Here is a 22,341-nt window from a genome sequence, read left to right as displayed (position 1 = left end):
CTCCGGGGCGGCGGTGCCCATGACGAGGGGGACACCGGAGTGCGGTGTCCCCCTCGTGGGCCGGTCGTCAGTCGCGGGCGGCGGTCAGGTGCTCCGCGTGCTCCTGGAGGGAGCGGACGCCGACGTCGCCGCGGGACATCGCCTCGATGCCCTGGACGGCGGCGGCGAGCGCCTGGACGGTGGTCAGGCAGGGCACGCCCCGGGAGACCGCCGCGGTACGGATGTCGTAGCCGTCGAGGCGGCCGCCGGTCCCGTAGGGCGTGTTGACGATGAGGTCGACGCCGCCGTCGTGGATGAGCTGGACGATCGTCTTCTCGCCGTTCGGGCCCTCGCCCTCGGAGTGCTTGCGGACCACGGTGGCGCTGATGCCGTTGCGGCGCAGCACCTCGGCGGTGCCGGAGGTGGCGAGCAGTTCGAAGCCGTGGGCGACGAGTTCCCGGGCGGGGAAGATCATCGACCGCTTGTCCCGGTTGGCGACGGAGACGAACGCCCGGCCCTTGGTGGGCAGCGCGCCGTACGCGCCGGACTGCGACTTGGCGTAGGCGGTGCCGAAGACCGAGTCGATGCCCATGACCTCGCCGGTGGAGCGCATCTCCGGGCCGAGGATGGTGTCCACGCCGCGCCCGGAGGCGTCCCGGAAGCGGGACCAGGGCATGACGGCTTCCTTGACGGAGATCGGCGAGTCGAGCGGCAGGGTGCCGCCGTCGCCGCTCTTCGGCAGCATGCCCTCGGCCCGCAGTTCGGCGATGGTGGCGCCGAGGGAGATCCGGGCGGCGGCCTTCGCCAGCGGCACCGCGGTCGCCTTCGAGGTGAAGGGGACGGTGCGCGAGGCGCGGGGGTTGGCCTCCAGGACGTAGAGGATGTCGCCGGCCATCGCGAACTGGATGTTGATCAGTCCGCGGACCCCGACGCCCTTGGCGATGGCCTCGGTGGAGGCGCGCAGCCGCTTGATGTCGTGGCCGCCGAGGGTGATGGGCGGCAGGGCGCAGGCGGAGTCGCCGGAGTGGATACCGGCTTCCTCGATGTGCTCCATGACGCCGCCGAGGTACAGCTCGGTGCCGTCGTAGAGGGCGTCGACGTCGATCTCGATGGCGTCGTCCAGGAAGCGGTCGATGAGGACCGGGTGCTGGTCGATGAGACCGGCGTGGCGGGTGAGGTACTCGCCCAGCGACGGCTCGTCGTAGACGATCTCCATGCCGCGGCCGCCCAGCACGTAGGAGGGGCGGACCATGACCGGGTAGCCGATCTCCGCGGCGATGGCCTTGGCCTCGTCGAAGGAGAAGGCGGTGCCGTACTTGGGGGCGGGCAGTCCCGCCTCGGTCAGCACCCGGCCGAACGCGCCGCGCTCCTCCGCGAGGTCGATGGCCTCCGGGGAGGTGCCGACGATCGGTACGCCGTTGTCCTTGAGCGCCTGCGCCAGGCCCAGCGGGGTCTGGCCGCCGAGCTGGACGACGACGCCGGCGACCGGTCCGGCCTGCTGCTCGGCGTGGACGATCTCCAGCACGTCCTCCAGCGTCAGCGGCTCGAAGTAGAGCCGGTCGGAGGTGTCGTAGTCGGTGGAGACGGTCTCCGGGTTGCAGTTGACCATCACGGTCTCGTAGCCCGCGTCGCTGAGCGCGAAGGAGGCGTGGACGCAGGAGTAGTCGAACTCGATGCCCTGGCCGATGCGGTTGGGGCCGGAGCCCAGGATGATCACCGCGGGCTTCTCGCGCGGGGCGACCTCGCTCTCCTCGTCGTAGGAGGAGTAGAAGTACGGGGTCTTGGCGGCGAACTCGGCGGCGCAGGTGTCGACCGTCTTGTAGACCGGGCGGATGCCGAGGGCGTGGCGGACCTCGCGGACGACGTCCTCGCGCAGGTCGCGGATGCCGGCGATCTGGGCGTCGGAGAAGCCGTGGCGCTTGGCCTCGGTCAGTATCCCGGCGTCGAGCTGGTCGGCGGCGGCGATCTCGTCGGCGACCTCCTTGAGGAGGAAGAGCTGGTCGACGAACCACGGGTCGATCTTCGTGGCGTCGAAGACCTCCTCGGGGGTGGCGCCGGCGCGGATCGCCTGCATGACGGTGTTGATCCGGCCGTCGGTCGGGACCTGGGCCTTGACCAGCAGCTCGTCCTTCTCGCCCGGCTCACCGGTGAAGGCGAACTGCGAGCCCTTCTTCTCCAGCGAGCGCAGCGCCTTCTGGAGCGCCTCGGTGAAGTTGCGGCCCAGCGCCATGGCCTCGCCCACCGACTTCATGGTGGTGGTGAGGGTGGCGTCCGCGGCGGGGAACTTCTCGAACGCGAAGCGGGGGACCTTGACGACGACGTAGTCGAGCGTGGGCTCGAAGGACGCCGGGGTCTCCTCGGTGATGTCGTTGGGGATCTCGTCCAGCGTGTAGCCGACGGCGAGCCGCGCGGCGATCTTCGCGATCGGGAAGCCGGTGGCCTTGGAGGCGAGCGCCGAGGAGCGCGAGACGCGCGGGTTCATCTCGATGACGATGACCCGGCCGTCCTCGGGGTTGACCGCGAACTGGATGTTGCAGCCGCCGGTGTCCACACCGACCTCGCGGATCACGGCGATGCCGATGTCCCGCAGGATCTGGTACTCGCGGTCGGTCAGCGTCATCGCCGGGGCGACGGTGATCGAGTCGCCGGTGTGCACGCCCATCGGGTCGAAGTTCTCGATGGAGCAGACGACCACGACGTTGTCGTTCTTGTCGCGCATCAGCTCCAGCTCGTACTCCTTCCAGCCGAGGATGGACTCCTCCAGGAGCACCTCGGTGGTCGGGGAGAGCGTGAGGCCCTGCCCCGCGATGCGGCGCAGCTCCTCCTCGTTGTGGGCGAAGCCGGAGCCGGCGCCGCCCATGGTGAAGGAGGGGCGGACGACGACGGGGTAGCCGCCCAGTTCGTCGACGCCCTTGAGGACGTCGTCCATCGAGTGGCAGATGTACGAGCGCGCGGACTCGCCGTGGCCGATCTTGCGGCGGACCTCTTCGACGACCTCCTTGAAGAGGTCGCGGTCCTCACCCTTGTTGATCGCCTCGACGTTGGCGCCGATCAGCTCGACGTCGTACGCGTCGAGCGTGCCGGCCTCGTGGAGGGAGATCGCGGTGTTGAGGGCCGTCTGGCCGCCGAGCGTCGGCAGCAGCGCGTCCGGGCGCTCCTTCGCGATGATCTTCTCGACGAACTCCGGGGTGATCGGCTCGACGTAGGTGGCGTCGGCGATCTCCGGGTCGGTCATGATCGTCGCCGGGTTGGAGTTGACGAGGATGACGCGCAGGCCCTCGGACTTCAGGACCCGGCACGCCTGGGTGCCGGAGTAGTCGAACTCGGCTGCCTGACCGATCACGATCGGGCCGGAGCCGATGACCAGGACGGACTGGATATCGGTGCGCTTAGGCACGCTGGCCCTCCATGAGCGTAACGAAGCGGTCGAAGAGGTAGGCCGCGTCGTGCGGGCCCGCGGCGGCCTCGGGGTGGTACTGGACGGAGAACGCCGGCTGGTCGAGGAGGTGCAGGCCCTCCACGACGTTGTCGTTCAGGCAGACGTGGGTGACCTCGGCGCGACCGTAGGGCGTGTCCGAGATCTTGTCGAGCGGCGCGTCGACGGCGAAGCCGTGGTTGTGCGCGGTGACCTCGACCTTGCCCGTCGTGCGGTCCTGGACGGGCTGGTTGATGCCGCGGTGGCCGTACTTCAGCTTGAAGGTGCCGAAGCCGAGGGCGCGGCCGAGGATCTGGTTGCCGAAGCAGATGCCGAACAGCGGGGTCTTCCGCTCCAGAACCTCCCGCATGACGGCGACGGGGCCGTCCGCGGTGGCCGGGTCGCCCGGACCGTTGGAGAAGAACACGCCGTCGGGGTCCACGGCGTAGACGTCCTCGGCGGTGGCGGTGGCGGGCAGGACGTGCACCTCGATGCCGCGCTCGGCCATCCGCTGCGGGGTCATGCCCTTGATGCCGAGGTCGACGGCGGCGACGGTGAAGCGCTTCTCGCCGACCGCGGGGACGACGTACGCCTCCTTGGTGGCGACCTGGGTGCTGAGGTCGGCGCCGGCCATCTCGGGCGCCTGGCGGACCTTGGCGAGCATGGTGCCCTCGTCGGGCAGCGCATCGCCGGAGAAGATCCCGACCCGCATCGCACCGCGCTCGCGCAGGTGCCGGGTGAGGGCGCGGGTGTCGATCCCGCTGATGCCGACGACGCCCTGGGCGAGAAGCTGCTCGTCCAGGGAGCGCTTGGCGCGCCAGTTGGACGGGACCCGGGCGGGGTCGCGGACGACGTAGCCCGCCACCCAGATCCGCTGCGACTCGTCGTCCTCGTCGTTGACGCCGGTGTTGCCGACGTGCGGCGCGGTCATGACGACGACCTGGCGGTGGTACGAGGGGTCGGTCAGTGTCTCCTGGTAGCCGGTCATGCCGGTGGAGAACACCGCTTCGCCGAAGGTCTCCCCCACGGCCCCGTAGGCGCGGCCGCGGAAGCTGCGGCCGTCCTCCAGGACGAGTACGGCGGGGATTTTGGTCCCCCTGGTGGAGGTCGTCATCGTGCGCCTTCCGTTTCGGTGTGCTGGGTGGTGCTGGTGGTGTGTGAGGGGCTGAGGCGGTTGACCGCTTCGGCCCAGGCGGGGTGGTCGCCGGCCCGGTCGGAGCGGAAACCGGAATCGATCTCCGTACCGCCGTGCGTCCAGGTGACGATCAGCAGACCGCCCTCCGGGAGAACCTTGCCCGCGATGCCCTTGTCGAGGCGGGCGCCGCGCAGGGCGTCCGCCGGGATGAAGAAGTCGCTCGCGCCGGGCCGGACGACGTCCAGCCCCCGCTCGGTCAGGGTCAGCTCGACGCGGCTGCGGGTGCCGAGGCCGCGGGCGACGATCCGGTCGAGCCACTGCCCGGCGGTGGTCGAGCCGTGGTAGCGGCCGGATGCCGTCAGCAGGGCCTCGCCCGGGTCATCGGGGCCGGTCGGAAGTTCGGGCAGCCCGCTCTGGAGCGTGCCGCGCCACTTCCAGCCCTGGCGCATCAGCCAGTAGAGGAGCGCGACGAACAGCAGGAGTCCGACGACCCAGCCGATCCGCGCGGCCCAGTCGGTGACCTCGGCGGACTTCTGTGCCGCTGCGGAGGTGAGGAGGTGAGGTGTCACGCCAGCTTCCCGTCGACGACCGTTGCCCGGCCCCGCAGGAAGGTGTGGGTGACGCGCCCCGGCAGCTCACGGCCCTCGTAGGGGGTGTTGCGGCTGCGGGAGGCGAAGCCCGCGGGGTCCACCACTCCACGGTAAGCGGAATCGTGCAGCGTGAGGTTGGCGGGCTCGCCTGCCGAGACGGGGCGGCCGTGGCCGGTCAGGCGGCCGATGTGCGCCGGGCGGAACGACATCCGGTCGGCGACGCCGGCCCAGTCCAGCAGTCCGCTGTCGACCATCGTGTGCTGGACGACGGAGAGCGCGGTCTCCAGGCCGACCATGCCCATGGCCGCCGCGCCCCACTCGCAGTCCTTGTCCTCGTGCGGGTGCGGGGCGTGGTCGGTGGCGACGCAGTCGATGGTGCCGTCGGCCAGCGCCTCGCGCAGCGCCAGCACGTCCGCCTCGGTACGCAGCGGCGGGTTGACCTTGTAGACGGGGTTGTAGCTGCGGACCAGCTCGTCGGTGAGGAGGAGGTGGTGCGGGGTGACCTCCGCGGTGACCTTCCACCCCTTGGACTTGGCCCAGCGGACGATCTCGACGCTGCCGGCGGTGGAGAGGTGGCAGATGTGGACACGGGAGCCGACGTGCGCGGCGAGCAGCACATCGCGGGCGATGATCGACTCCTCGGCCACCGCCGGCCAGCCGCCCAGCCCCAGCTCGGCGGAGACCAGGCCCTCGTTCATCTGGGCGCCCTCGGTGAGCCGCGGCTCCTGCGCGTGCTGGGCGACGACGCCGTCGAACGCCTTCACGTACTCCAGGGCGCGGCGCATGATGACCGCGTCGTCGACGCACTTGCCGTCGTCGGAGAAGACCCGCACCCCGGCGCGGGACTCGTGCATCGCGCCCAGCTCGGCGAGCTTCTTGCCCTCCAGGCCGACGGTGACCGCGCCGACCGGCTGGACGTCGCAGTAGCCGGACTCCTGGCCCAGCCGCCAGACCTGCTCGACGACGCCGGCGGTGTCGGCGACGGGGAAGGTGTTGGCCATGGCGTGCACGGCGGTGAAGCCGCCGGCGGCGGCCGCCTTGGTGCCGGTCAGGACCGTCTCGGAGTCCTCACGGCCCGGCTCACGCAGGTGGGTGTGGAGGTCGACGAGGCCCGGCAGCAGGATCTGGCCGGCGGCCTCGACGACGCGGGCGCCCTCGGCGCTCAGGCCCGTACCGACCTCGGCGATGGTCTCGCCGTCGATCAGCACGTCCTGCGGCTCGCCACCGAGGATCTTCGCCCCGCGGATCAGGGTCTTGCTCATGATTACTTGCTCTCCTCGGTGCGGGCGGTGGTGGTGAGGGCGGGTTCGTTGCCGCCCAGGAGCAGGTAGAGGACGGCCATCCGGATGCTGACACCGTTGGTGACCTGTTCCACGGCGGTGCAGCGCGGCGAGTCGGCGACCTCGGCGGTGATCTCCATACCGCGGTTCATCGGGCCGGGGTGCATCACGATCGCGTCCTCGGGCATCCGGGCCATGCGCTCGCCGTCCAGCCCGTAGCGGCGGGCGTACTCGCGCTCGGTCGGGAAGAAGGCGGCGTTCATCCGCTCGCGCTGCACCCGCAGCATCATCACGGCGTCGGACGCGGCGAGGACGGCGTCGAGGTCGTACGAGACCTCGCAGGGCCAGCTCTCCACGCCGATCGGCACCAGCGTGGGCGGCGCGACGAGGGTGACCTCGGCGCCGAGCGTGGTGAGCAGATGGACGTTGGAACGGGCGACGCGGCTGTGCAGGATGTCACCGACGATCGTGATGCGGCGGCCGGAGAGGTCCTTGCCGAGCCCGGCGTCCGCGCCGACCAGGCGGCGGCGCATGGTGAACGCGTCCAGCAGCGCCTGGGTGGGGTGCTCGTGGGTGCCGTCACCGGCGTTGACGACGGAGCCGCCGATCCAGTCGGAGGTGGCCAGCCGGTGCGGGGCGCCGGAGTCGTGGTGGCGGATGACGACGGCGTCGGCGCCCATCGCCTCCAGGGTGAGGGCGGTGTCCTTGAGCGATTCGCCCTTGGAGACCGACGAGCCCTTGGCGGAGAAGTTGATGACGTCCGCGGAGAGGCGCTTGGCGGCGGCCTCGAAGGAGATCCGCGTCCGGGTCGAGTCCTCGTAGAAGAGGTTGACGACGGTGCGCCCGCGCAGGGTGGGAAGTTTCTTGATCGGCCGGTCGGCGACCCGGGCCATCTCCTCGGCGGTGTCGAGGATCAGGACGGCGTCGTCGCGCGTGAGGTCGGCGGCCGAGATGAGGTGACGCTTCATCCGGTTTCTCCGTGGTTGAGAAAGGCGTACGGGTATGTCCGCCGGGAGGGCAGGCAGCGGTACGGCCCCGGGCGCGCCGGGTCCGTGCGGGGGCCGCGCTAGCGCTCGCCGGTCCGGGTGGGCCGCTCGGCCGAGACGGTGTCGTCGGCGGGACGGGTACCGAGCAGGACGGCGTCGCGGCCGTCCTCCTCGGTGAGCTGGACCTTGACGGTCTCCCGCAGCGAGGTGGGGAGGTTCTTGCCGACGTAGTCGGCGCGGATCGGCAGCTCGCGGTGGCCGCGGTCGACGAGCACGGCGAGCTGGACGGCGCGGGGCCGGCCGATGTCGTTCAGCGCGTCCAGGGCGGCGCGGATGGTGCGGCCGGAGAAGAGCACGTCGTCGACGAGGAGGACGACGCGGCCCTCGATGCCGTCACCGGGAATCTCGGTGCGGGCGAGCGCGCGGGCGGGCCCCAGGCGCAGGTCGTCGCGGTACATGGTGATGTCGAGCGAGCCGACCGGGACCGCGCGGCCGGTGATCTCCGCCAGCTTGGCGGCGAGCCGCCGGGCGAGGAAGACACCACGCGTCGGGATGCCCAGGAGCACCACGTCGTCGGCGCCCTTGGCGCGCTCGACGATCTCGTGGGCGATACGGGTCAGCATCCGCGCGATGTCCGGGCCTTCGAGCACCGGGCGCGCGGGAGGCTGCGGGGCCACGTCGGATGCGTGACCGGATGCGCGTACGTCGGAATTGCTTGCGTCCATGCGAAACGGACCTCCTTCTCCGCCTCACGGGACGGACCTTAAAGGACGTCGGATGTACCGCCGTACAGGTTAGCAGGGCCGTTCGAGACCCCTCGGGCGCCCCCGGAAAGCCCCCGCTGACCGCCTCGGCTTGACGAACGAGGATTACGCTGCGTAACCTCACAGTGAGTTACCAGCCGCGCGGCGGTGCCGCATATCGATTCGATTCAGGTGTCTGGGGAGCTTTATGTCCAGCGAATACGCCAAACAGCTCGGGGCCAAGCTCCGCGCCATCCGCACCCAGCAGGGCCTCTCGCTCCACGGTGTCGAGGAGAAGTCGCAGGGCCGCTGGAAGGCCGTGGTCGTCGGCTCGTACGAGCGCGGTGACCGCGCCGTGACGGTGCAGCGCCTCGCCGAGCTGGCGGACTTCTACGGCGTGCCCGTGCAGGAGCTGCTGCCCGGCACGACGCCCGGCGGCGCCGCCGAGCCCCCGCCGAAGCTGGTGCTGGACCTGGAGCGTCTCGCCCACGTCCCGCAGGAGAAGGCCGGCCCGCTCCAGCGCTACGCCGCCACGATCCAGAGCCAGCGCGGCGACTACAACGGCAAGGTCCTCTCGATCCGCCAGGACGACCTGCGCACCCTCGCGGTGATCTACGACCAGTCCCCCTCGGTCCTCACCGAGCAACTGATCAGTTGGGGCGTGCTGGACGCCGACGCGCGCCGCGCGGTCGCCCACGACGACCTCTGAGCCGCTCCCCTTCCGCAGAACCGAGAAACCGCCGTCCCCGGAGTGCCGGGGCGGCGGTTTCGTCGTTCTCCACGGGCCGCGGGTGATCGTGCGGCGGCCGGGGCCGGGGCTCACGAGGTCCCGAGGGCCCGGGGCAGCGCGAAGGGCCCGGAGCGCCGGTACCGCGCGCTCCGGGCCCTTTCACGGGTGCCGCCGGGTGGGCCCCGGACGTGCCGCTGCTATCGCGTCTCGCGCCGCAGGCTCGGCTTCAGATCCTTCAGCCGGCCCAGCAGACCGTTGACGAAGGCCGGGGAGTCGTCCGTGGAGAACTCCTTGGCCAGTTGCACCGCCTCGTCGATCACCACGGCGTCGGGCGTCGCGTCCACCCAGATCAGCTCGTACGAGGCGAGCCGGAGGATGTTGCGGTCGACGACGGGCATCCGGTCCAGCGGCCAGTCGACGGAGTAGGTGTCGAGCAGTTCGTCGATGCGGGCGACGTGGTCCGCGTACCCCTCGACGAGCTCCAGGGTGAACTCGTTGACCGGCGGCTGCCGCGGGTCGGTCCGGGCGTGCCGCATCCAGTCCGCGAGCACGGACTGCACGTCGGCCCCGCGCTGATCGGCCTCGAAGAGGATCTGGAAGGCGCGCTTACGGGCCTTGTTACGGGCGGCCACGGTTAGCTGTTCACCCGGCCGAGGTACTCACCGGAGCGGGTGTCGACCTTGATCTTCTCGCCGGTCGTGATGAAGAGCGGCACCTGGATCTCGTAGCCGGTCTCCAGCTTGGCGGGCTTGGTGCCACCGGTGGAACGGTCGCCCTGGACGCCCGGCTCGGTCTCCGCGATGACCAGCTCGACGGCGGCGGGCAGCTCGACGTAGAGCACCTCGCCCTCGTGCTGCGCCACGACGGCCTCGAAGCCCTCCAGGAGGAAGTTCGCGGCGTCGCCGACGGCCTTGCGGTCGACCATGAGCTGGTCGTAGGTGTCCATGTCCATGAAGACGAAGTACTCGCCGTCCATGTACGAGAACTGCATCCCGCGCTTGTCGACGGTGGCCGTCTCGACCTTGACGCCGGCGTTGAAGGTCTTGTCCACCACCTTGCCGGAAAGCACGTTCTTGAGCTTGGTGCGGACGAAGGCCGGGCCCTTACCGGGCTTGACGTGCTGGAACTCGACGACGGACCAGAGCTGGCCGCCTTCGAGCTTGAGCACCATGCCGTTCTTGAGGTCGTTCGTGGAAGCCACGGTTGCGGAATCTCCTGGACTGCAGGTGGGTACCGAGAAACCGCCCGCAGCGAGCCCGGTGGCTCACAGGGCGAGCAGCTCCTTGGTAGTGATCGTGAGTAGCTCGGGTCCGCCGTCCGCCTCGGGGCGGACGACGAGGGTGTCGTCGATCCGGACACCCCCACGGCCGGGGATGTGGACCCCTGGCTCGACGGTGACCGGCACGCAAGCGTCCAGTTTACCCATGGCCGCAGGCGACAACTGCGGGTCCTCATCGATTTCGAGCCCCACACCGTGCCCGGTCCACGGTCCGAGACGCTCACCGTGCCCTGCGGATTCCAGCAGATGACGGGTCACCCGGTCCACTTCACGGCACTCCACACCCGGCGCCAGCGCCTCCCGGCCGGCCCGCTGGGCTGCGAAAACAAGATCGTAGAGTTCGATCTGCCAGTCCGCGGGGGTGGTGCCGATGACGAAGGTGCGGCCGATCTCGCAGCGGTAGCCGCGGTAGTTCGCGCCGAGGCCGACGCTCAGGAAGTCGCCCTCCTCGACCCGGCGGTCGGTGGGCAGATGCCCCGGCCGCCCGGAATGCGGGCCGGTCGCCACCGAGGTCGCGAAGGCGGGGCCGTCCGCCCCGTGGTCGACGAGACGGCGCTCCAGCTCCAGGGCGAGATGCCGCTCGGTGCGGCCGACCAGGATCGACTCCAGGAGTTCACCGAGGGCCTGGTCGGTGATCTCCGCGGCGATGCGCAGACAGGAGATCTCGTCGTCGTCCTTGACCAGCCGCTGTGCCTCGACGGCGCAGGCCACGTCGGACAGACGCAGCCGCGGCGCGACGCGGCCGAGCGCCCGGTGCCGGGCGACGGTCAGATGGTGTTCCTCGACGGCGAGGGTGGCGGCGCCGGTCTTCGCCGCCAGATCGGCACCGGCCACGACGGGGTCGCCGCCGCGGGCGGGCAGCACCGTGACGCGTACGTCCTCGGCGGGGCGCCCTTCGGAGGGGTCGCCGGTCAGCGGGGCGCCGCAGAGGAGCACGTCCTCGGCCGGGCCCAGGAGCAGTGCGGCGCCGGTGGGGGCGCAACCGGTGAGATAGCGGACGTTGGCGGGGCGCGAGATCAGGGCGGCGGTGCTCCCGGTCGCCGCGCAGCGGTCCCGCAGCCGCGTGCGCCGGGCCGCGTACAGCTCGGACATATCCTGAGCTTACGGGCGAATCGCCCCGTCGGCCGTCCGGGAGCCGCCGAGCGGGGTACCCGGCCCGGACCGGCCGCCGCCGTCTCCCCCGCGCCGCCGGCCGGTCACCAGCTCGGCGGCGAGGCGAGGCTGCGGGCGAGGACGTCATCGAGCATCCGCGCAGTGGTGGCGACGTCGTGCTGGGAGTTGTCGATGATCGGCAGGCCGGAGCCGTACCAGCCCGCCATCCGGCCGTGGATCCGGGCCACTTCCTCGTCGGAGAGGCGGCGGTTGCCGCTGCGGCGGGCGTTGCGCTCCAGGACGATCTCCAGGCCGGGCAGCAGCACGATCGGCAGCAGGCCCGGACCCACATGGCGCTTCCAGCCGCCGAGGCCGACGACCGGGCGGTCGGGGAAGACCGCGTCGTCGAGGATGCAGGAGATGCCGTTGGCGAGGAAGTTGCGGGCGGCGAAGCCGCAGGTGCGGCGGGCGAGGCGGTACTGCGCCTCGGAGTGGTCGTTCCACCCCTGCTGCGGATCGGCGAAGCCGGAGCGCACCCATTCGCGGACGTCGTCGAGGCTGATGTGCGCGGTGGGCACCCGGCGGCAGTCGGCCCAGTGGCGGGCGACGCTCGTCTTGCCCGCCCCCGCCGGGCCTATGAGCAGCACGGCGACGGCGGTGTGCGCGGCGTCCGGGGCGGCGGTGCCGGGCGGGGGGCTGGGCAGCGCGACGGGGGCGCCGGGCGGCAGCGGGACATGGCCGGTGGCCCCGGCGGTCCCCGTGGTGTCCGCGACGGGCGGCGCGGAGTGCGGCGCCGGGGCGCTCCACCCGGGCTGCGCGGCGCCCGGGTGACCGGGGCCCGCACCAGCGGCGCCCGGATGACCGGACCCGGGCGGGACGGCGCCCGGCTGCCCGGTGCCCGGGTGCGGCGGCGCGGACGGCGACGGCGGCGGGCCCGGCGGCACGGGGTGACCGGGGCCGGGGGTCCAGCTCAGGGTCGCCCCCTGCTCCTGCGTCTGGTGGCGGGGCGGCAGCGGAGCCCCCACTGCGTACTGCATCCGGTGGTCTCCGTCTCGTGGGATCGACTGGGTGCGGTGCGCGGATGCCGGGCGCCCGCCGGGCGGGCCGGTCCGGCGCCGTGGCCGCGGCCGTGCGGTACTGCTGAGGAACGGTACCGCCCACGGCGCTCACGGTGTGAACGGCCGGGGGCGGCGGAAGGTGCCACACCGGGCGCATCCGGAAAATCCCGCCGCCCGCCGGGAAGACGGGGCGGCCTCCGGTGCGTGGGGCGTACCCGGGGCACGCGCGCCACCGGGCCGGTTCCGCGGCGGCGCGGCCCCGGCCCGGACCGCGTCAGCCGGTCAGTTCCTCGGCGACGGCGCGCAGCGCGAGACGGTACGAGCCGATGCCGAAGCCGGCGACCGTACCGCTGGCCACCGCCGCGATGACCGAGTTGTGGCGGAACTCCTCGCGGGCGTACGGGTTAGAGATGTGCACCTCGACCAGCGGGGCGGTGCGCTGCGCCGCCGCGTCCCGCATGGCGTACGAGTAGTGCGTGAACGCGCCGGGGTTGATGACCACCGGGATCGCGCCGTCCGCGGCCTCGTGCAGCCAGCGGACCATCTCGCCCTCGTCATTGGTCTCCCGGACCTCGGGGTCCAGGCCCAGCTCCTTGCCGAGCCGGGCGCACTCCGCGACCAGGCCCGCGTAGGAGGTGGCGCCGTAGACGTCCGGCTCGCGGGAGCCGAGGCGGCCGAGGTTGGGGCCGTTGAGGACCAGTACCCGGCGGCTCATGCCCATCCCTCGCTCCGCTCGGCCCGGCATGCGCCGGGGACGCACCTCTTGACGGCTTTCCCGCTCCGCTCGTTCACGCGGCGATCTCCGCGTGCGCGGCGAGCAGCATGGCGGGGTCCGGGCCCTCCAGGACGGTGGGCCGGGCCAGACCGTCCAGGACGATGAAGCGCAGCCGGTCGCCGCGGGACTTCTTGTCGACCTTCATGGTGTCCAGCAGCTTGGGCCACTGGTCGCCGCGGTAGGTCAGCGGCAGGCCGACGGAGCCGAGGACCGCGCGGTGGCGGTCGGCGGTCGCGTCGTCCAACCGGCCGGCGATCCGGCCGAGTTCGGCGGCGAAGACCATACCGACGGAGACGGCCGCGCCGTGGCGCCAGTTGTACCGCTCGTTCTTCTCGATGGCGTGCGCCAGGGTGTGGCCGTAGTTGAGGATCTCCCGCAGCCCGGACTCCTTGAGGTCCGCGGAGACCACCTCGGCCTTGACCCGGATCGCGCGCTCGATCAGCTCCTGGGTGTGCGGGCCGTCGGGACGCTTCGCGGCCTCCGGGTCGGCCTCGATGAGGTCGAGGATGCCCGGGTCCGCGATGAACCCGGCCTTGATGACCTCGGCGAGCCCGGAGACGTAGTCGTGCACCGGCAGCGAGTCGAGTGCCGCGAGGTCGCAGAGCACCCCGGCCGGCGGGTGGAAGGCGCCGACGAGGTTCTTGCCCTCGGCGGTGTTGATGCCGGTCTTGCCGCCGACCGCGGCGTCCACCATGCCCAGGACGGTGGTCGGCACCGCGATCCAGCGCACCCCGCGCAGCCAGGTGGCCGCGACGAAGCCCGCGAGGTCGGTGGTGGCACCGCCGCCGACGCCGACGATGACGTCGCTGCGGGTGAAGCCGGTCTGCCCGAGCGCCTTCCAGCAGTACGCGGCGACCTCGGCGGTCTTGGCCTCCTCGGCGTTCGGCAACTGGATCGCGATGGCCTCGAAGCCCTGGCCGGCCAGATCCTCGCGCAGCGCCTCACCCGTGGCGGCCAGCGCCTCCGGGTGCAGCACGGCGACGCGCTTGACGCCGTCGCCGATCAGGCCGGGCAGCTCCCCGAGCAGCCGCCGCCCGACGAGCACGTCGTACGGTTCGCTGCCCGCCGTACCCCCGACGTGGATGCGGGTGGCCTGCTCCGTCATGCCTCTTCCTTCCTGCGGGGGGCGCGCGGGTCCTCGCCCGCGGCCGGCCCGGACTCCAGTGCGTCGAGGACCGCCTCGGCGACGTCCTCGGGGGTGCGGCCGCCGGTGGTGACCACCGCGCGCGCGACCTCGGTGTACAGGGGGCGGCGGGCCGCCATCAGCTCGCGCCAGCGTTGGCGCGGGTTGACCGCGAGCAGCGGCCGCGGCGCGTCCAGGCCGACCCGCTTGACCGCGTCGGCCAGCTCGACGTCCAGGAAGACGACCGGCAGCCCGCGCAGCAGCGCCCGCGTCGTATCGTCCATGACCGCGCCGCCGCCGAGGGAGAGCACCCCGGTGTGCTCGGCGACGGCGGTACGGACCGCCTGCCGCTCCAGCTCACGGAAGTGCGGCTCGCCCTCGTCGATGAAGATCTCCGCGATCGGCTTCCCGGCCGTCGCGACGATGTCGGCGTCGGTGTCGCGGTAGCCGACCCCGAGCCGCTCGGCGAGGAGCGCGCCCACGGTCGACTTGCCCGCGCCGGGCGGGCCGACGAGAACGGCGCGCGGGGTCACTTGATCGCCAGGTTGTCGAGGTACCCCTGGACGTTGCGGCGGGTCTCCGGGACGCTGTCGCCGCCGAACTTCTCGACCACCGCGTCCGCCAGGACCAGCGCCACCATCGCCTCGGCGACGATGCCGGCGGCGGGCACGGCGCAGACGTCCGAGCGCTGGTGGTGCGCCTTGGTGGCCTCACCGGTGGTGACGTCGACCGTCGCCAGCGCCCGCGGCACCGTCGCGATCGGCTTCATCGCGGCGCGCACCCGCAGCAGCTCGCCGGTGGTCAGACCGCCCTCGGTGCCGCCGGAGCGGCCGGTGGAGCGGCGGATGCCGTCCTCGGTGGCGACGATCTCGTCGTGCGCCTTGGAGCCGGGCACCCGCGCCAGGTCGAAGCCGTCGCCGACCTCGACGCCCTTGATCGCCTGGATGCCCATGAGCGCACCGGCGAGCCGGGCGTCCAGCCGCCGGTCCCAGTGGACGTGCGAGCCGAGGCCGACGGGCACGCCGTACGCCAGGACCTCGACGACGCCGCCGAGGGTGTCACCGTCCTTGTGGGCCTGATCGATCTCGGCGACCATCGCCTTGCTCGCGTCCGCGTCCAGGCAGCGCACCGGGTCCGCGTCCAGCTTCTCGACGTCGGCGGGGGTGGGGACGACGCCGTACGGGGCCTTCGCGGCGGCCAGCTCGACGACGTGGCTGACGATCTCGATGCCGGCGGCCTCCTTGAGGAAGGAGCGGGCCACCGCGCCGAGCGCGACGCGGGCTGCGGTCTCCCGGGCCGAGGCGCGCTCCAGGACCGGGCGGGCCTCGTCGAAGCCGTACTTCTGCATCCCGGCGAGGTCGGCGTGGCCGGGGCGCGGCCGGGTCAGCGGGGCGTTACGGGCCAGTTCGGCCAGCTCCGCCTCGTCCACCGGGTCGGCCGCCATGACCTGCTCCCACTTGGGCCACTCGGTGTTGCCGACCATCACGGCGACGGGCGAGCCGAGCGAGCGGCCGTGGCGGACACCGCCGAGGAAGGTGACCTCGTCCCGCTCGAACTTCATCCGGGCGCCACGGCCGTAGCCGAGCCGACGCCTGGCCAGCGCGTCCGCCACCAGATCGGTGGTGATCGGGACGCCGGCCGGGAGGCCCTCCAGCGTCGCCACAAGTGCGGGGCCGTGCGACTCCCCCGCCGTCAGCCAGCGCAACCTGCTCAACGGTCCTCCTCTGAAATGCTTACCGCGCCTACGGTCTCCCCCGATCTTCCCACGCCACGGAGGACGAACCGTTCCGCGTCCAGGGAACGGACCAGGTGGACGGAAGCGGCCCGTCAGCGGGCGGCGAGGGCCCGCTCGCCCGCCGCGCGCATCGCGGCCAGCGGCGCCGGGGCCCGCCCGGTCATCAACTCGACCTGGAGGACGGCCTGGTGCACCAGCAGGTCGAGCCCGCCGACGACCGCACCGCCACGGGCCGACCAGGCGGCCGCCAGCGCGGTGGGCCAGGGCTCGTACAGCACGTCGAAGAGGGTGCCGGGCGCCTCCGGGACGGCGGTGGCGAGGGCGTCGGTGGTGCCCGCCGGGGTGGTGGCGACGACCAGCGGCGCCTGGAACGCCTCGGCCGCCTCCTCCCAGGGCGCGGTGGTGACCGCGACGCCCAGGCGCTCGCCCCAGCCGCGCATCTCGGCGGCGCGCGGGGCGCTGCGGACGTACGCGGTGACCTCGCCGTCGCAGAGCTGGGCGAGCGCGGCGAGCGCGGAGGAGGCGGTGGCCCCGGCGCCGAGGACGGCGGCGCGCTCGACCCGGGTCACACCGCGTTCGCGCAGCGCCGCGATCATGCCGGGGATGTCGGTGTTGTCGCCGGTGCGGCGCCCATCGTCGGTGAGGACGACGGTGTTGACGGCTTCCACGGAGGCGGCGGTGGCGCTGATCCCGTCCAGCAGCGGGATGATCGCGCGCTTGAGCGGCATGGTCAGCGAGAGGCCGGCCCAGCTCGCGTCGAGCTTCTCCACGAAGGCGGGCAGCGCCGTCTCGTCCACGTCGAAGCGGCCGTACTCCCAGCCGTCCAGGCCCAGCTCGCGGTAGGCGGCGCGGTGCAGGACCGGCGAGAGGGAGTGGGCGATCGGCGATCCCAGGACCGCTGCCTGCTTGGTGTCCGTCACTGCCTTGTCCTCAGCCATTCTGCTTCCGCGCCCGCTGCCGTTCGTTGAACTGCTGCACGAGCTTGTTGTGGTCGGTGAGATTCGTGGTGAAGTCGGTCTTCTTGCCGTCGACGGAGATGAAGAAGAGCCACTTCGCGGAGTTGTCCGGGTCGACCGCCGCCTTCAGTGCGTCGGCGCCGGGATTTCCGATCGGCCCGGGCGGCAGACCCCGGTAGAAATAGGTGTTGTAGGGATCGTTGTAATTCCTGATCTCGCCGATCCCGATATTGATCTTGCTCTGGTTCTTCAGGTAGTTGTACGTCGAGTCGAATTCGAGCTTCTGATTGGTGGCGTAGTTGCCCGGTTCGAGCCGGTTGTAGATGACGGCGGCCATCTTGCGGAAGTCCTCGTGGGTGATGCCTTCCGCCTGCGTCAGGCTGGCCACGGTCAGCAACTGGAGCGGGGAATCGAGGTGGTACTTCTCCGCGTTCGCCGCCAGGTCGTAACGCTTGTACTCCTGATCGGCCCGCGCCACCATCTGTTTCAGCACGTCGGTGGGGGTGGCCTGACCGCCCACGTTGTACGTCGAGGGGTAGAGGAACCCTTCCAGCGGGTCCTTGATCTTCTCCGAGTCATCGGCCCAGGAAGGCAGTCCGAGGCTCTTGAGATTCTTCTCGGCGGCGGCCTTCGTGGTACCGGACCTCACCCGGAGTTTCTTGTCTATGAGGTCGTACACCGCACCGGCACGCAACCCCTCCTGGACGGTCAGGCCGTTACGGCTCTTCGGGTCCAGCATCAGCTCGACGGCGGCCGCCGCCGACATGTGGCGGCGCATCGAATAACTGCCGGGCTGGAGCGCGGAACCCTTCGGATTCTCCTTCGCCGCGGCGGTGAAGGCATCGACACTCTTGACGACACCTTCCTTTTTGAGAATCTGGCCCATTTGCTGGAGCGGGGCGCCGTCCGGGATCTCCACCTGGAGCGCGCCGGCGCCCTCCCCCGCGAAGTCCGGAGGGCTGGCGATACGGCTCTCGTAGAACTGATAGCCGAAATAGCCGACCGTGCCGACGCCGGCGGCTATCACCGCGGCGATGAGGAACCGGGCGCAGCCGCCCCGGCGCTTGGTCTTCTTGCCGCGGCCCTCATGGCCGGAGCGGTCGGTGGCCGGTCGCGCGTCCTCGTCGTCCGCCTCCGGCCCGTCGTCCGCCGGATCGTCGGCGAAGAACGCGTGGCCGTCGCCGGGCTCACGCCCGCCGTCGGACCGCCAGTCGTCCTCCGGCGCGTCCACGGGCGCCTGCGGTGCCGGGGCCGGAGCCTGGTCGTGGGGCGGGTACGGCTGCGGGCCCTGCTGGTGGTGCGGGTCGCCGTAGGCCGGATCCTGCGGGTACTGCGGCTCGTACGGGTACCGCTCGTCCTGCGGATACCGCTGGTCATGCGGGTACTGAGCGTCGTGCGGGTACTGCCCGTCGTGCGGGTACTGCGGCTCCTGGGGGTGGCCCGGCTGCCCGGCGTACCCCTGGTCCTGCGGATACGGGGATTCCTGGGGATACCGCTGGTCGTGCGGGTACTGGGGCCCGTACGGCCCCGGGTCGTACGGCTGGTGGCCCGGGTTCTGCGCGTACCCCTGCGGCTCCGGTGCGGACGGGTAGCCGGCGGCGGCGTACGGGTCGGGGTAGGGATCCGTGAGCGGATCGTGCGGCGCCGGGGTGGCGTACGGGTCGTACGGCACCCCGCCGTGCGGGGTGCCGTACCGGCCGTCGTCGTACTGCGGAGCGGCCGTAGCGGTGTCCCGGCCGCCCCACGGGGAGCCCTGCGCGTGCCCTCCGTAGGACCCCTGGTCTCCGTAGAGCGGGTCCTCGGGGTGCCACGGTTCGGAGCGGTGGCCCCGGCCATACTCGGTCATCGATCCCCTTGAGCCGAGAGGCGGGCGCGCTCCTGTCCGGCGCTGAGTGGTACCGACCCGCCTCTACCTGCGCGGCTCGTCTTCGCCGCGTCGCATCGCGGAACGTTACCGTACTGGCATCAGATGACCACTCGGATGCATTCTCCCGGAGCCCGGCCCGAGGTCCGTTCCGTCTCCAGCGCGCTCTGGAGGATCACCACCGCGGCCGCCTGATCGACGACCGAGCGGCCCTTCTTGCTGCGCACCCCGGAGGCCCGCAGCCCTTGTGCGGCGGTCACCGTGGACATACGTTCGTCCACCAACCGCACCTCGATCGGGGCGATGTTTTCGGCCAATACCTGGGCGAATGCCCGAACCTTGGCCGCGGCGGGCCCCTCTGAGCCATTCAGGGAACGCGGGAGCCCGACAACGACCTCCAGCGGCTCGTACTCCTCGACGATCGCCTTGAGGCGACGGTGCGCCGCCGGGACGTCCCGTCCGGGGACCGTCTCGACAGGTGTGGCGAGCACCCCATCGGGGTCGCACGAAGCGACCCCGATGCGGGCGTCCCCGACGTCCACGGCGATCCGCCGACCGCGTCGAATCTCACTCACTACGCTCAGGCCACCTCGGCGACGAGCCGCTCGACGGCTTCCAGGGCCTCGGGCACAGCCGCGGCGTTCTGGCCGCCGCCCTGGGCGACGTCCGGCTTGCCGCCACCGCCGCCACCGAGCGTCTTGGCCGCCGTACGGACCAGGTCACCGGCCTTGATACCGCGCTCGCGGGCGGCCTCGTTGGTGGCGATGACCGTGACCGGGCGGCCACCCGCGACCGAGAACAGCGCCACGACGGCGGCCCGGTCACCGGGGATCCGGCCGCGGACGTCCAGGACGAGCTTGCGCAGATCGTCGGCGGAGGTGCCGTCGGGAACCTGGGCCGCGGCCAGGGCCACCCCGCGGACGTCCTTGGCACCGGAGGCGAGACCGGCGGCGGCCTGGAGGACCTTCTCCGCGCGGTACTTCTCGATCTCCTTCTCGGCGTCCTTCAGCTTGGCCAGCACACCGGAGATCTTCTCGGGCAGCTCGTCCGGACGGCCCTTGACCAGCTCCGTGAGCTGCGAGACGACGGTGTGCTCCCGGGCGAGGAACTTGTACGCGTCGACGCCGACGAGGGCCTCGACCCGGCGGACACCGGAGCCGATCGACGACTCGCCCAGCAGCTTCACCAGACCCAGTTGGGCGGTGTTGTGGACGTGGGTGCCGCCGCACAGCTCCTTGGAGAAGTCGCCGATCGTCACGACGCGCACCCGGTCGCCGTACTTCTCGCCGAACTCCGCGATGGCGCCCTGCTTCTTGGCGTCCTCCATGCTCATGACCTCGGCGTGCACGTCCAGCTCACGCGAGAGCACCTCGTTGATCTTCTGCTCGACGTCGGTGAGGACGGCGCCGGGCACGGCCGCCGGGGAGCCGAAGTCGAAGCGGAAGCGGCCCGGGGAGTTCTCCGAACCGGCCTGGGCCGCGGTCGGCCCGAGGGCGTCGCGCAGCGCCTGGTGGGTGAGGTGGGTGGCGCTGTGGGCGCGGGCGATGGCCCGGCGGCGGGTCACGTCGATCGCGGCATAGGCGCTGGAGCCGACCACGACCTCGCCGACCTGGACGACGCCCTTGTGGACGACGACACCGGGGACCGGCTTCTGGACGTCGCGGACCTCGACGACGGCGCCGGAGTCCAGCTTGATCCGGCCGGTGTCGGCGAGCTGACCGCCGCCCTCGGCGTAGAAGGGGGTGCGGTCCAGGACGATCTCGACCTCGTCGCCCTCGTGGGCGGCGGGCGCCGAGACGCCGCCCGCCAGCAGGCCGACGACGGTGGACTCACCCTCGGTGGCGCGGTAGCCGGTGAACTCGGTGGCGCCGGAGGCGTCGGCGACGGCGCGGTAGGCGGAGAGGTCGGCGTGGCCGTGCTTCTTGGCCTGGGCGTCGGCCTTGGCGCGCTCCCGCTGCTCCTTCATCAGGCGGCGGAAGCCGTCCTCGTCCACGGAGAGGCCCTGTTCGGCGGCCATCTCCAGGGTGAGGTCGATCGGGAAGCCCCAGGTGTCGTGGAGCAGGAACGCCTTGTCGCCGGGGAGGACCGTACCGCCGGCGGCCTTGGTGTCGGTGACGGCGGTGTCGAGGATGTTGGTGCCGGCCTTCAGCGTCTTGAGGAAGGCCGCCTCCTCGGCGAGGGCGACGGTCTCGATGCGGCGGCGGTCCTCCAGCAGCTCCGGGTACTGCTGGCCCATCGTCTTGATGACGGTGTCCAGCAGCTCGGCGACGACCGGGCCGGTGGCGCCGAGCAGCCGCATGTTGCGGATGGCGCGGCGCATGATGCGGCGCAGGACGTAGCCGCGACCCTCGTTGCCCGGGGTGACGCCGTCACCGATGAGCATCGTGGAGGTACGCATGTGGTCGGCGACGACGCGGAGCGAGACATCGGTGTCGTCGGAGGCGCCGTAACGTACGCCGGTCAGCTCGGTGGCCTTGTCGATGACGACGCGCAGGGTGTCGGTCTCGTACATGTTGCGGACGCCCTGGAGGATCATCGCCAGGCGTTCCAGGCCGAGGCCGGTGTCGATGTTCTTGCTGGGCAGCTCGCCGAGGATCTCGAAGTCCTCCTTGCCGATGCCCGCGCCCCGCTCGTACTGCATGAAGACGAGGTTCCAGATCTCGACGTACCGCTCGTCGTTGACGGCCGGGCCGCCCTCGACGCCGAACTCCGGGCCGCGGTCGTAGTTGATCTCGGAGCACGGTCCGCAGGGGCCGGGGACGCCCATGGACCAGTAGTTCTCCTTCTTGCCCAGGCGCTGGATGCGCTCCTTGGGCACGCCGACGACCTCGTGCCAGATGCGCTCGGCCTCGTCGTCGTCGAGGTAGACGGTGATCCAGAGCTTCTCCGGCTCCAGGCCGTAGCCGCCGTCCTCCTGAGAGCTGGTCAGCAGCTCCCAGGCGTTCTTGATGGCGCCTTCCTTGAAGTAGTCGCCGAAGGAGAAGTTGCCGCACATCTGGAAGAACGTGCCGTGCCGGGTGGTCTTGCCGACCTCTTCGATGTCGGGCGTACGCACGCACTTCTGCACGCTGGTGGCGCGCGGCCACGGCGGCTTGACCTCACCGAGGAAGTACGGCTTGAAGGGCACCATGCCCGCGGGGACCAGCAGCAGCGTCGGGTCGTCCGCGATGAGCGACGCCGACGGCACGACGGTGTGCCCGCGCTCCTCGAAGAAGCGCAGCCAGCGGCGGCGGATTTCTGCCGACTCCATCAGTGGTCCTCATTTCCAGTCGGTCCGGCGATCCCGGACGGTCCGGTCGCTCTCGTGGTGGGGTGGGGCGTTTCGAGCACCGCGCGGGGGCGCGATACGGGCATTTCCCGGACGTCACCGGGTGCGGTCAGGCCCAGCGCTTCGTGCAACTGTTCCTCACGGTCCGCCATTCCCGTACGGACGTCCAGCGCGAAGCGGCGCAGCCGGTGGCCGGTCTCGACGGCCTTGTCCGCGGCCTGCGCGGCGAGGCTGTCGGGCTGCAGGCTGCGCAGCTTGCGGTTGACCTTGGTGGTGGCCCAGACGCCGGCGGCGGCGCCGGTGGTGAACCAGAATGCGCGGCGGAACATCGCG

General features: G+C 71.7%; 20 protein-coding genes. 1 reads left to right on the top strand and 19 read right to left on the bottom strand.

Annotated elements, in window-relative coordinates:
• Positions 1–67: 67 nt before the first annotated feature.
• The 6 genes from carB to pyrR all read right to left on the bottom strand — a co-directional run bounded on the left by carB (position 68) and on the right by pyrR (position 8,110).
• Positions 68–3,376, bottom strand: coding sequence for a carbamoyl-phosphate synthase large subunit (gene carB, locus ACGH2B_RS24535; RefSeq protein ID WP_399093865.1), 3,309 nt, complete (start codon positions 3,374–3,376; stop codon positions 68–70).
• Positions 3,369–4,508 (bottom strand): glutamine-hydrolyzing carbamoyl-phosphate synthase small subunit, encoded by a 1,140-nt coding sequence (carA, locus tag ACGH2B_RS24530; RefSeq protein ID WP_399093862.1) that lies wholly within the window; start codon positions 4,506–4,508, stop codon positions 3,369–3,371. The genes carB and carA overlap by 8 nt, the downstream gene beginning before the upstream one ends.
• Complete coding sequence (locus tag ACGH2B_RS24525; protein ID WP_399093859.1) at positions 4,505–5,098, bottom strand: hypothetical protein; 594 nt, start codon at positions 5,096–5,098, stop codon at positions 4,505–4,507. The genes carA and ACGH2B_RS24525 overlap by 4 nt, the downstream gene beginning before the upstream one ends.
• On the bottom strand, positions 5,095–6,381 hold the full coding sequence (locus ACGH2B_RS24520; protein WP_399093856.1) for a dihydroorotase: 1,287 nt from the start codon (positions 6,379–6,381) through the stop codon (positions 5,095–5,097). Before ACGH2B_RS24520 ends, ACGH2B_RS24525 begins: the two co-directional genes overlap by 4 nt.
• 2 nt (positions 6,382–6,383) lie before the next feature.
• Positions 6,384–7,367 carry an aspartate carbamoyltransferase catalytic subunit gene (locus ACGH2B_RS24515; RefSeq protein ID WP_399093853.1) on the bottom strand — a complete coding sequence of 328 codons (984 nt, stop codon included), beginning with the start codon at positions 7,365–7,367 and terminating at the stop codon, positions 6,384–6,386.
• A 98-nt stretch (positions 7,368–7,465) separates the two neighbouring features.
• Positions 7,466–8,110: a bifunctional pyr operon transcriptional regulator/uracil phosphoribosyltransferase PyrR gene (gene pyrR / locus ACGH2B_RS24510; protein ID WP_399093850.1), complete on the bottom strand. Its 645-nt coding sequence runs from the start codon at positions 8,108–8,110 to the stop codon at positions 7,466–7,468.
• 226 nt (positions 8,111–8,336) lie between these two features.
• Here pyrR and bldD point away from each other — a divergent pair, with 226 nt between their 5' ends.
• The gene (bldD, locus tag ACGH2B_RS24505) at positions 8,337–8,837 is read left to right on the top strand and encodes a transcriptional regulator BldD (protein ID WP_030278578.1); all 501 of its coding nucleotides are present in this window, start codon (positions 8,337–8,339) and stop codon (positions 8,835–8,837) included.
• Between the two features lie 218 nt (positions 8,838–9,055).
• Here bldD and nusB read toward each other — a convergent pair whose 3' ends face one another.
• The 13 genes from nusB to ACGH2B_RS24440 form a co-directional block, all read right to left on the bottom strand.
• Positions 9,056–9,490, bottom strand: a complete 435-nt coding sequence (gene nusB, locus ACGH2B_RS24500) for a transcription antitermination factor NusB (RefSeq protein WP_399093847.1) — start codon at positions 9,488–9,490, stop codon at positions 9,056–9,058.
• A gap of 2 nt (positions 9,491–9,492) precedes the next feature.
• Positions 9,493–10,059 (bottom strand): elongation factor P, encoded by a 567-nt coding sequence (gene efp / locus ACGH2B_RS24495; RefSeq protein WP_399093844.1) that lies wholly within the window; start codon positions 10,057–10,059, stop codon positions 9,493–9,495.
• Between the two features lie 63 nt (positions 10,060–10,122).
• Positions 10,123–11,229 carry an aminopeptidase P family protein gene (locus ACGH2B_RS24490; protein ID WP_399093841.1) on the bottom strand — a complete coding sequence of 369 codons (1,107 nt, stop codon included), beginning with the start codon at positions 11,227–11,229 and terminating at the stop codon, positions 10,123–10,125.
• Between the two features lie 104 nt (positions 11,230–11,333).
• Positions 11,334–12,266, bottom strand: coding sequence for an AAA family ATPase (locus tag ACGH2B_RS24485; protein ID WP_399093838.1), 933 nt, complete (start codon positions 12,264–12,266; stop codon positions 11,334–11,336).
• 295 nt (positions 12,267–12,561) lie between these two features.
• On the bottom strand, positions 12,562–13,002 hold the full coding sequence (aroQ, locus tag ACGH2B_RS24480) for a type II 3-dehydroquinate dehydratase (RefSeq protein WP_399093835.1): 441 nt from the start codon (positions 13,000–13,002) through the stop codon (positions 12,562–12,564).
• A gap of 73 nt (positions 13,003–13,075) precedes the next feature.
• Positions 13,076–14,167 carry a 3-dehydroquinate synthase gene (aroB, locus tag ACGH2B_RS24475; RefSeq protein ID WP_399093832.1) on the bottom strand — a complete coding sequence of 364 codons (1,092 nt, stop codon included), beginning with the start codon at positions 14,165–14,167 and terminating at the stop codon, positions 13,076–13,078.
• Positions 14,164–14,718 (bottom strand): shikimate kinase, encoded by a 555-nt coding sequence (locus tag ACGH2B_RS24470; protein ID WP_399093829.1) that lies wholly within the window; start codon positions 14,716–14,718, stop codon positions 14,164–14,166. Before ACGH2B_RS24470 ends, aroB begins: the two co-directional genes overlap by 4 nt.
• Positions 14,715–15,899, bottom strand: coding sequence for a chorismate synthase (gene aroC / locus ACGH2B_RS24465; protein ID WP_399093826.1), 1,185 nt, complete (start codon positions 15,897–15,899; stop codon positions 14,715–14,717). The genes ACGH2B_RS24470 and aroC overlap by 4 nt, the downstream gene beginning before the upstream one ends.
• Positions 15,900–16,012: 113 nt before the next feature.
• Entirely contained in the window at positions 16,013–16,858 is an 846-nt protein-coding gene (locus ACGH2B_RS24460; protein ID WP_399093823.1) for a shikimate dehydrogenase, read from the bottom strand.
• Complete coding sequence (gene mltG, locus ACGH2B_RS24455; protein ID WP_399093820.1) at positions 16,851–18,722, bottom strand: endolytic transglycosylase MltG; 1,872 nt, start codon at positions 18,720–18,722, stop codon at positions 16,851–16,853. The genes ACGH2B_RS24460 and mltG overlap by 8 nt, the downstream gene beginning before the upstream one ends.
• A 119-nt stretch (positions 18,723–18,841) precedes the next feature.
• Positions 18,842–19,306: a Holliday junction resolvase RuvX gene (gene ruvX, locus ACGH2B_RS24450; RefSeq protein ID WP_399097286.1), complete on the bottom strand. Its 465-nt coding sequence runs from the start codon at positions 19,304–19,306 to the stop codon at positions 18,842–18,844.
• Positions 19,307–19,320: 14 nt separating this feature from the next.
• Positions 19,321–21,990 (bottom strand): alanine--tRNA ligase, encoded by a 2,670-nt coding sequence (gene alaS / locus ACGH2B_RS24445; protein ID WP_399093817.1) that lies wholly within the window; start codon positions 21,988–21,990, stop codon positions 19,321–19,323.
• Positions 21,990–22,337, bottom strand: coding sequence for a DUF6167 family protein (locus ACGH2B_RS24440; protein WP_399093814.1), 348 nt, complete (start codon positions 22,335–22,337; stop codon positions 21,990–21,992). The genes alaS and ACGH2B_RS24440 overlap by 1 nt, the downstream gene beginning before the upstream one ends.
• Positions 22,338–22,341: the final 4 nt, after the last annotated feature.

The organism is Streptomyces sp. BBFR2 (assembly GCF_044497305.1).
Lineage (GTDB): Bacteria > Actinomycetota > Actinomycetes > Streptomycetales > Streptomycetaceae > Streptomyces.
Note: the sequence above shows the minus strand (reverse complement) of the source record. Positions and strands in the feature narration are given on the sequence as shown.

Bases quoted from the DNA above. Each gene is read 5' to 3' on its own strand.
- ACGH2B_RS24440 (WP_399093814.1), bottom strand. From the start codon at position 22,337: ATGTTCCGCCGCGCATTCTGGTTCACCACCGGCGCCGCCGCCGGCGTC.
- aroB (WP_399093832.1), bottom strand. From the start codon at position 14,167: ATGACGGAGCAGGCCACCCGCATCCACGTCGGGGGTACGGCGGGCAGC.
- alaS (WP_399093817.1), bottom strand. From the start codon at position 21,990: ATGGAGTCGGCAGAAATCCGCCGCCGCTGGCTGCGCTTCTTCGAGGAG.
- bldD (WP_030278578.1), top strand. From the start codon at position 8,337: ATGTCCAGCGAATACGCCAAACAGCTCGGGGCCAAGCTCCGCGCCATC.
- carA (WP_399093862.1), bottom strand. From the start codon at position 4,508: ATGACGACCTCCACCAGGGGGACCAAAATCCCCGCCGTACTCGTCCTG.
- ACGH2B_RS24460 (WP_399093823.1), bottom strand. From the start codon at position 16,858: ATGGCTGAGGACAAGGCAGTGACGGACACCAAGCAGGCAGCGGTCCTG.
- pyrR (WP_399093850.1), bottom strand. From the start codon at position 8,110: ATGGACGCAAGCAATTCCGACGTACGCGCATCCGGTCACGCATCCGAC.
- ACGH2B_RS24485 (WP_399093838.1), bottom strand. From the start codon at position 12,266: ATGCAGTACGCAGTGGGGGCTCCGCTGCCGCCCCGCCACCAGACGCAG.
- ACGH2B_RS24490 (WP_399093841.1), bottom strand. From the start codon at position 11,229: ATGTCCGAGCTGTACGCGGCCCGGCGCACGCGGCTGCGGGACCGCTGC.
- ACGH2B_RS24515 (WP_399093853.1), bottom strand. From the start codon at position 7,367: ATGAAGCGTCACCTCATCTCGGCCGCCGACCTCACGCGCGACGACGCC.
- aroQ (WP_399093835.1), bottom strand. From the start codon at position 13,002: ATGAGCCGCCGGGTACTGGTCCTCAACGGCCCCAACCTCGGCCGCCTC.
- mltG (WP_399093820.1), bottom strand. From the start codon at position 18,722: ATGACCGAGTATGGCCGGGGCCACCGCTCCGAACCGTGGCACCCCGAG.
- ACGH2B_RS24520 (WP_399093856.1), bottom strand. From the start codon at position 6,381: ATGAGCAAGACCCTGATCCGCGGGGCGAAGATCCTCGGTGGCGAGCCG.